Source organism: Kitasatospora nipponensis (assembly GCF_039528135.1).
Taxonomy (GTDB): domain Bacteria; phylum Actinomycetota; class Actinomycetes; order Streptomycetales; family Streptomycetaceae; genus Kitasatospora; species Kitasatospora nipponensis.
On sequence record NZ_BAAALF010000266.1, the window covers coordinates 1 to 8,307 of the forward strand.

General features: G+C 75.6%; 5 protein-coding genes and 1 pseudogene. 4 read left to right on the forward strand and 2 right to left on the reverse strand.

The window, feature by feature from the left end; genetic code table 11:
* Positions 1–163: 163 nt before the first annotated feature.
* A complete protein-coding gene (locus ABD323_RS37665) occupies positions 164–1,756 on the forward strand; it encodes a PucR family transcriptional regulator (protein ID WP_344446606.1) in 1,593 nt (530 codons plus the stop codon).
* 65 nt (positions 1,757–1,821) lie between these two features.
* Here ABD323_RS37665 and ABD323_RS37670 read toward each other — a convergent pair whose 3' ends face one another.
* On the reverse strand, positions 1,822–2,967 hold the full coding sequence (locus tag ABD323_RS37670; RefSeq protein WP_344446607.1) for an alpha/beta hydrolase: 1,146 nt from the start codon (positions 2,965–2,967) through the stop codon (positions 1,822–1,824).
* Positions 2,968–3,464: 497 nt separating this feature from the next.
* Between ABD323_RS37670 and ABD323_RS37675 the strand changes: the two genes are divergently transcribed.
* The 3 genes and pseudogenes from ABD323_RS37675 to ABD323_RS37685 all read left to right on the forward strand — a co-directional run bounded on the left by ABD323_RS37675 (position 3,465) and on the right by ABD323_RS37685 (position 7,612).
* A complete protein-coding gene (locus tag ABD323_RS37675) occupies positions 3,465–4,595 on the forward strand; it encodes an ROK family glucokinase (protein WP_425556301.1) in 1,131 nt (376 codons plus the stop codon).
* Positions 4,596–4,755: 160 nt separating this feature from the next.
* Positions 4,756–6,652, forward strand: a pseudogene (locus ABD323_RS37680) (gamma-glutamyltransferase family protein).
* A gap of 156 nt (positions 6,653–6,808) precedes the next feature.
* Positions 6,809–7,612: an exodeoxyribonuclease III gene (locus ABD323_RS37685; protein WP_344446608.1), complete on the forward strand. Its 804-nt coding sequence runs from the start codon at positions 6,809–6,811 to the stop codon at positions 7,610–7,612.
* 76 nt (positions 7,613–7,688) lie between these two features.
* Here the strand turns inward: ABD323_RS37685 and ABD323_RS37690 are convergent.
* On the reverse strand, positions 7,689–8,307 hold a 619-nt coding region (locus ABD323_RS37690; RefSeq protein ID WP_344446609.1), incomplete at its 5' end, for a lysoplasmalogenase family protein.

Sequence of the window (8,307 nt, forward strand, 5' to 3'; positions counted from 1 at the left end):
GCCCTGCGACATCCTGCACGTCGCCGCGGTGGCGGCCCGCCCGCCGCCCCCGGCCCCACCACCCCCTTCGCAGGAAGCGGGCCCGGCGCGCCGTCCGCGCCCCCGCGCCGGCCCCGCCCCGCCCGTGCCCTGCCCGCGCCTGTTCAGAGAGAGGAGTCCGCGGATGCGTGTCCGTGACCTGCTCGCCCCCGGAGCCCCGAGACTGCGGTTGCTCGCCGCCGAGGACGAGCTCGACCGACAGGTCAGCGGTGTCATGACCACGGACCTGCACGACCCCGGCCGCTACCTGCACGGCGGCGAGCTGGTACTCACCGGCATGCTCTGGCGCACCGCGCCCGAGGACTCCGAGCGCTTCGTGCGCACCCTGGCGGCCGGCGGCGCGGTGGCCCGGGCCGCCGCCGAGGCCGAGGTCGGGCCGGTGCCCGAGGACCTGGTGGCGGCCTGCCGCCGGCACCGGCTGCCGCTGCTCGCGGTCCCCGACGACATCGCCTTCTCCACCCTCACCGAGTTCATCGGCCGCCAGGTCTCCGCCGACCGGGCCGCCGACCTGGCGGCGCTGGTCGACCGGCACCGGATGCTGGTCTCGGCGGCCGGCGGCGGCGGCCTGGACGCCGTGCTCGACCTGCTGGGCGGTGACCTCGACCTGGACTGCTGGGTGCTCACCCCCACCGGACGGGTGATCGCCGGGCCCGCCGAGCACCTCGGCGCCGAGGACCGCGACCAGCTGGTGCGCGCCAACCTGGGCGCCCAGCGCCAGCGCCGCCGCCCGCCGCACCGCGCGCGCCTGGTCTCCGGCTCCTACTCGCTGCTGCCCGCCCCCGCCCAGCCCGGCGAGGAGGCGCCGCTGTCCGACTGGGTGCTGGCGGTGGCCGGCGATGTCACCGAGTGGACCCCCAAGCGCCAGCAGCTCGCCGAGAACCTGGCCCGGCTGGTCGCCGCCGAGCGGACCCGGCGCGACGAGGGCCGCCGGCTGCGCCGCCGGCTCGCCGACGAGCTGCTCACCCTGCTGCAGCGCGACGCCGACCCGGCCGAGATCAGCCGCACCCTGTACGCCTCCTCGGCGATGGCCGCCCGCTACGAGGGCCCGGCGCGCGCCGGGACGGAGCCGGAGAACTCCTGGCTGGTGCTCAGCGCCGAGGGCACCGGCCTGCCCGACGGCATGGTCCGCGCGGTCCTGGAGGAGGCGCTGACCGACACCTCGGACCGCGCGCTGGTGGCCGGCTCCGGCACCGGCGCGGTCGTGGTGCTCCCCGCGCCGTCCGCCGCGGTGCCCGCCGACGCGTTGCGCGAGCTGCTCGCGCCGCTGGAGGCCGGCCTCGGCTCGGAGGGCCGGATCACCCTGGGCGTCTCGGCGCCCGCCCTGGAGGCCGGGGCGCTGGCCGAGGCGCTGGAGGAGGCCCGGCACGCCCTGCGGATCGCCGCCGCCCGGGTCGGCCGGGTCTGCGTGGCCGGCCCCGAGGAGCTGGCCTCGCACGTGCTGCTGCTGGCCGCCGTGCCGGACGAGGTGCGGCGCGCCTTCCGCAGCCGGCTGCTGGACAAGGTCATCGCGTACGACATCGAGCATCAGGCGGACCTGGTCCGCACGCTGGAGGCGTTCCTGCGCTCGGACGGCTCCTGGACGCGCTGCGCCGCCCAGCTGCACGTGCACGTCAACACGCTGCGCTACCGGATCGGCCGGATCGAGGAGCTGACCGGCCGTGACCTGTCGCGGCTGGAGGACCGGGTGGACTTCTACCTGGCCCTCGAGCTGGCCTGACGCACCGACGACGAGGGCCCCCACCACGCGGTGGGGGCCCTCGTCGTCGGTGCGTCAGGCCCGGCTCAGTGCTGGATCGGGATGAGCTGGGTCAGCCACTTGAAGACGTCCGGCAGCATCGGCTTCCAGACCTGCTGGGTGTGCGGGCCGCTGGTCTCCACCACGGTCACCGTGGTCGGCGCCTTGGCGGCCGCGGCCAGCGCCTGGCCGGCCTCGTAGCCGTCGCCCTTGTCGCCGGTCTGGTAGAGCGCGACCTTCGGCGGGGTGGTGGCGTGCTGCAGGATGTAGAGCGGGTTGGAGACCTCGCGCAGGTGCGGGTCCTTCGCGGTGAGCGAGAGGTCCTCACCGGCCGGGTCGCTGTAGCCCGAGAGGCTGACGGCGGCGCGGTAGCGGTTGGGGTGCAGCAGGGCCATCCGGTCCGCGCAGTGCGCGCCGGCCGAGTAGCCGGCCACCGCCCAGCGGTCGGGCGAGGGGTCGGCGCGGAAGTTGTCCAGCACCATCTGCGGCACGTCGCGCGAGAGCCAGGTGTCGGCGTTGACCTTGCCGGGCACGTCCGCGCAGCCGGTGTCGACGGTGGTGCCCAGCAGCTGGGTGCGCGGCGAGACCAGGATGAACGGCGCCACCTGGCCCGACTCCATCAGCGGCTTGAGCTGCTCGGAGACCTTCAGGGTGCCGAACCAGGTCTTCGAGGAGCCGGGGAAGCCCGGGAAGAGCTCGACCACCGGGAACTTCTTGTCCTTGTAGGCCGGGTCGTTGTACTGCGGCGGCAGCCAGACGTTGACCTCGCCGTCGACCCCGGAGAGCCGGCCCTTCACGTCGGTGGTCTGCACGTCGCCGGGCACCAGCGGGTCGTCGACCTTCTTGAACTGCTGCAGCACCTTCGTCGCGGGCTGGGCGTCGCTGCCCGGCTGGCCGCCCTGGCCCGGCTGGCCGGCCGCACCGTCGGCCGCCGGCGGGGTGGGCACCGCGCGCACGTGGCCGCCGTCACCGAGCAGGTCGCTCCAGCTGCCGTAGATCAGGTTGGCGTTGTTGACCATGACGAAGATCATGGTCACCGCCGTGGCCTGGCAGAACAGCAGCATGACCAGCCGGGCCAGCGTCTGGACCGGCTTGGGGCCGCGGACCCGTCCCCAGAGCAGCAGGGCCACCACGATCGAGACCGGCACCAGGATGATCGTAAGGATCAGGAAGGGCTGACCTGTCAGTTGCATCAAGATTCTCGTATCCGGGTTGCTAGGCGGCCCGGACCCCGCTTGCCCGGTGCGCTTTCCATCAAGAAGAGACAGCGTGAACCCATGATCGGTTTCGTTCGATCCTGGGGGAATCCTGAGAGGAAGGTCACGTGCGTGTGAGAACCCCCGAAGAATCCGACCCCAGTCTGTCATCTGCCTGGGCACTCCCGGTGCGCCGCCCCGGGTGAACACTCAGGGACCACTGTGCATGGCTGGGGATCCGGTCACGTCGCACCCCGGTCCCGCACATCCGCCCCGGGCGCGCGCGGGCCCGCCCGGTCGGCCGGTTCCCGGATGCCGGGGCCGCGGGCGGGTCGGACACTGAGAGTCATCTGACGACGCGTCGAGGACAGGAGAGGATGGCCCCCGGTCGTCGGCGCCGCTTCGCCCCCCCGCGCCGACCCCGCCCCGCACCGACCCCCACCGCCCAGCACCGCCCCGCACCGACCCCCACCGACCAAGGAGCCACCGCCGTCGTGAGCACGCCCCAAGGCCGCCCCGGCCAGCCCGTCCTGCCCGCCCTGCTGGGCCTCGGCCAGCGCGGTCTCGGCCAGCGCGGGCTGGCTCCCTACGGCGCCGACCGGCGCCGGCGCACGCTGCCGGCCGGCGTGCTGCGGCTGCCCACCATCGGCATCGACATCGGCGGCACCAAGGTGATCGCCGGGGTGGTGGACGGCGAGGGCCGGATCGTGGAGAGCCTGCGGACCGAGACGCCGCACAAGAGCAAGAGCCCCAAGGTGGTCGAGGACGTCATCGTCGAGCTGGTGCTGGAGCTGGCGGACCGCCACGACGTGCACGCGGTGGGCATCGGCGCGGCGGGCTGGGTGGACGCCGACCGCTCGCGGGTGCTCTTCGCCCCGCACCTCAACTGGCGCGGCGAGCCGCTGCGCGACGCGCTCACCGAGCGGCTGAAGTTCCCGGTGGTGGTGGAGAACGACGCCAACGCCGCGGCCTGGGCCGAGTGGCGGTTCGGCGCCGGGCGCGGCGAGGACCTGCTGGCGATGATCACCCTGGGCACCGGGATCGGCGGCGCGGTGGTGCGGCACGGCTACGTGGACCGCGGCCGCTACGGGCTGGCCGGCGAGTTCGGCCACATGCAGGTGGTGCCGGCCGGCCACCGCTGCCCCTGCGGCAACCGGGGCTGCTGGGAGCAGTACTCCTCCGGGAACGCGCTGGTGCGCGAGGCGCGCGAGCTGGCGGCCGGCGAGTCGCCGGTCGCCGAGCCGCTGCTGGCGCGGGCCGGCGGTGACGTGATGGCGATCACCGGCCCGCTGGTCACCGAGGCCGCCCGGGACGGCGACCCGATGGCCGTCGAACTGCTGCACGACATCGGGACCTGGCTGGGGGTGGGCCTGGCGAACCTGGCCGCGGCGCTGGATCCCGGCCGGTTCGTGATCGGCGGCGGCGTCTCGGCGGCCGGCGACCTGCTGCTCGCGCCCGCCCAGGACGCCTTCCGGCGCACCCTGACCGGCCGGGGCTTCCGCCCCGAGGCGGAGATCGTGCACGCTGCGCTGGGCAACGAGGCGGGCCTGATCGGCGCCGCGGACCTGGCCCGCGCGGTCGCCCGGCGCTTTCGCACCGTCAAGCGCAGCCGCGTCGAGCGCTGAGCGCGGGGCGCCGCGGGCGCGGGGCACCGGGCGCGGGGCACGGGGCACGGGGTGACGGCGGCGCGGGTGAGAGCGTGGGGGCGTGCGGTCGAGGCCCTGTTGTTCCGGACACCTCAGCTGTGAAAGAACGGAGCTGACGCCGATTCAGGAGGTCCGCCCGATGCGCGTATCCGCCCGTCTCGCCCTACCGCTCGCTCTCGTCTGCGCCGCCGTCACCGCGCTCGGCCCGGCCCCGGCACAGGCCGCCACCCCGACGCCCAAGTCCCCCGAGGCCGCCGGCTACGGCGGCGCGGTGGCCTCGGTGGACGCCGACGCCACCGCCGCCGGCATCGAGGTGCTGCGCCAGGGCGGCAACGCCGTCGAAGCGGGGGGGGGCACCCCCGCGGCCCCCGGGGTGACCGAGCCCCACTCCCCCCCCCCCCGCCGCCACCGAGGTGCTGCAGCACGCCGCCACCCCCGCCGACGCAGCGGTGCCCCCCGCCGCGGCCCTCGGGGTCACCGAGCCCTACTCGGCGGGCATCGGCGGCGGCGGGTACTTCGTCTCCTACGACGCCCGCACCGGCCGGGTGCAGACCCTGGACGGCCGGGAGACCGCCCCGCTCTCCGCCGACTCCTCGCTCTTCCTGGAGAACGGGAAGCCGCTGCCGTTCGCCGACGCCGTCACCAGCGGGCGCTCGGTGGGCGTGCCCGGCACCGCCGCGACCTGGGCGCAGGCGCTGCGCCTGTGGGGCACCCGCTCGCTGGGCGAGGTGCTGCGCCCGGCCGAGCGGATCGCGGACCGCGGCTTCGTGGTCGACCAGACCTTCCAGGACCAGACCGCGCTCAACGCGGCCCGCTTCCAGGACTTCCCGGCGACCCGTCAGCTCTTCCTGCCGGACGGCAAGCCGCCCGCGGTCGGCTCGATGCTGCGCAACCCCGACCTCGCGGCCACCTACCGCGAGCTGGGCCGCAGCGGCGTCGACGCGCTCTACCGCGGCGACCTGGGCGCCGACATCGTGCGGACCGTGCAGCACCCGCCGGTCGACCCGGCCGCCACCCGGGTGGTGCGCCCCGGCCGACTGGACGCCGGCGACCTGGCCGCCTACCGGGTCCGGGAGCAGGCCCCGACCCACGTCGACTACCGCGGCTACGACGTCTACAGCATCGCGCCGTCCTCCTCGGGCGGCACCACCGTCGGCGAGGCGCTCAACATCCTGAGCGGCAGCGACCTGGGCGCGCTGGACTCCACCCAGTACTACCACCGCTTCCTGGAGGCCTCCCGGATCGCCTTCGCCGACCGCGGCCGCTGGGTCGGCGACCCGCGCTTCGAGGACGTGCCCACCCGCCAGCTGCTCTCCGAGCCGTACGCGGCCTCGCGGGCCTGCCTGATCAGCCCCGACCACGCGCTGACCAGCCCGCTGGCCCCGGGCGATCCGCGCCACCCGGCCGACTGCGCGAGCAGCGGCCCGGCCGTCCAGGAGACCTACGAGGGGCCCAACACCACGCACCTGACGGTCGCCGACCGCTGGGGCGACGTGGTCTCCTACACCCTGACCATCGAGCAGACCGGCGGCAGCGCGATCACGGTTCCCGGCCGCGGCTTCCTGCTCAACAACGAGCTGACCGACTTCTCCTTCGTGCCCAGCACGCCCGGGGTGCCCGACCCCAACCTGCCGGGGCCCGGCAAGCGGCCGCGCTCCTCGATCGCGCCCACCATCGTGCTCAAGGACGGCGAGCCCGCCTTCGCCACCGGCTCGCCCGGCGGCGCCACCATCATCACCACCGTGCTGCAGGTGCTGCTCGGGCGGATCGACCGGGGCCTGAGCCTGGAGCAGGCGATCGCCGCGCCGCGCGCCAGCCAGCGCAACCTGGCCGCCGCCGACGCCGAGCCCGCCTTCCTCGCGCTGCCGGACGCCGCCCGGCTGCGGGCGCTCGGGCAGGTCCTCGCGCCCAACCCGGAGATCGGGGCGGCCACCGGCATCGAGCGCCTGCCCGACGGGCGGTGGCTGGCGGCCTCCGAACCCGTGCGGCGCGGCGGCGGCGCGGCCGCGGTGGTGCACCCGGTGGGCGCGCAGTAGCGCCGGGCGCGCCCCGGGCGCGCGCTGCCCGGGCGGGCTTGTCAGTGGCGGACGGTATGTTCAAAGGCGGGTTCCCGGCCGGGAGCCCGCCTTGATCGTCCCCGTTCCGTCCTCGTTCTCGCCCTCGTCTGCCAGTCTGCTCGGGAAGGCCCCGCTGTGACCCTCCGCATCGCCACCTGGAACATCAACTCCGTCACCGCGCGGCTGCCCAAGCTCCTGGAGTGGCTGGAGAGCGCCAAGCCCGACGTGCTCTGCCTGCAGGAGCTGAAGTGCGCCACCGACGCCTTCCCCTACGAGGAGGTCCGCGCGCTCGGCTACGAGACCGAGGCGCACGGCACCGGCCGGTGGAACGGTGTGGCGATCCTCTCCAAGGTCGGCTTCGAGGACGTCGTGCGCGACCTGCCCGAGCAGCCCGGCTACCTGGCGGACGACGCGCTGCTGGCCGCCGTCGAGCCGCGGGCGATCGCCGCCACCTGCGGCCCGGTGCGGGTCTGGTCGGTCTACGTGCCCAACGGGCGCGAGGTGGACCACGCCCACTACCGCTACAAGCTGGAGTGGCTCGAGACGCTGCGGCAGAGCGTGCTGGCGGACGCGGCCGGGGAGCGCCCCTTCGCGGTGCTCGGCGACTTCAACGTGGCGCCCACCGACGAGGACGTCTTCGACCCCGCGGTCTTCGAGGGCTCCACCCACGTCACCCCCGCCGAGCGCGCCGCGCTGGCCGCGCTGCGCGAGGCCGGCCTGGCCGACGTCGCGCCGCGGGCCCTGAAGTACGACCGCGCCTACACCTTCTGGGACTACCGCGCGCTGGCCTTCCCGAAGAACCGCGGCATGCGGATCGACCTCACCTACGGCAACGCGCCGTTCGTCGCCGCGGTGACCGACAGCTACGTGGACCGCGAGGCCCGCAAGGGCAAGGGCACCTCCGACCACGCCCCGGTCGTGGTGGACCTGGCACTCTGAGGCAGCCCGCGCGGTCGCCCGGCCGGCGCGGGCCGGGCCTCCCGGCCCGCCTGTGCGGGCCGGGTGGGCCGGGTGGTCAGTGCGCGCCTGCCGGCACCCAGGTCGTCGCCGGCGCGGGCTCGGCCGCGGCCTGCTCCTCCTCGGCCCGCATCGCGGCCGAGGCGAGCAGGTACTGCGCGGCGAGGTAGGTGGACATGATCCAGAACTCGTGGCCCGGCAGCTCCCGCCAGCCCGCCAGCCGGGTGGCGATCAGCGTGTCGGAGAGCAGGAAGAGCCCGCCGCCCAGCCCGCCGCGCAGCCCCAGGCCCGCCGAGGCCACCGCGGTGGAGGCCAGCAGCAGGCTGTAGCCGGCCACCGGGGCCTTCAGCGCCCCCAGGCCCGGCCAGAGCTGGGTGATCATCACCGCCCAGGCGGTCGCGTACCCGGCCGCGACCAGCGCGGTGCGCCGGCGGTCGGTCAGCGCGCCCTGGTGGGCGAACATCGTCACGTAGCAGACGTGCGCGGCCGCGAACGCCCCCATACCGGCCAGGAACGGGGTGTCACCCTCCAGCTGGAGCAGGGTGTCGCCGGCCGCGCTCGCGAGCAGCGCAGCGATCAGCAGCCGGGGCGCCGGCACCCCCGGCTCCGCCGCGGCGAGCTCCCCGCCGGCCGGCAGCGCCTGCGCGCCCTCCGGCGCCCGGCCGCCGATCTGCGGG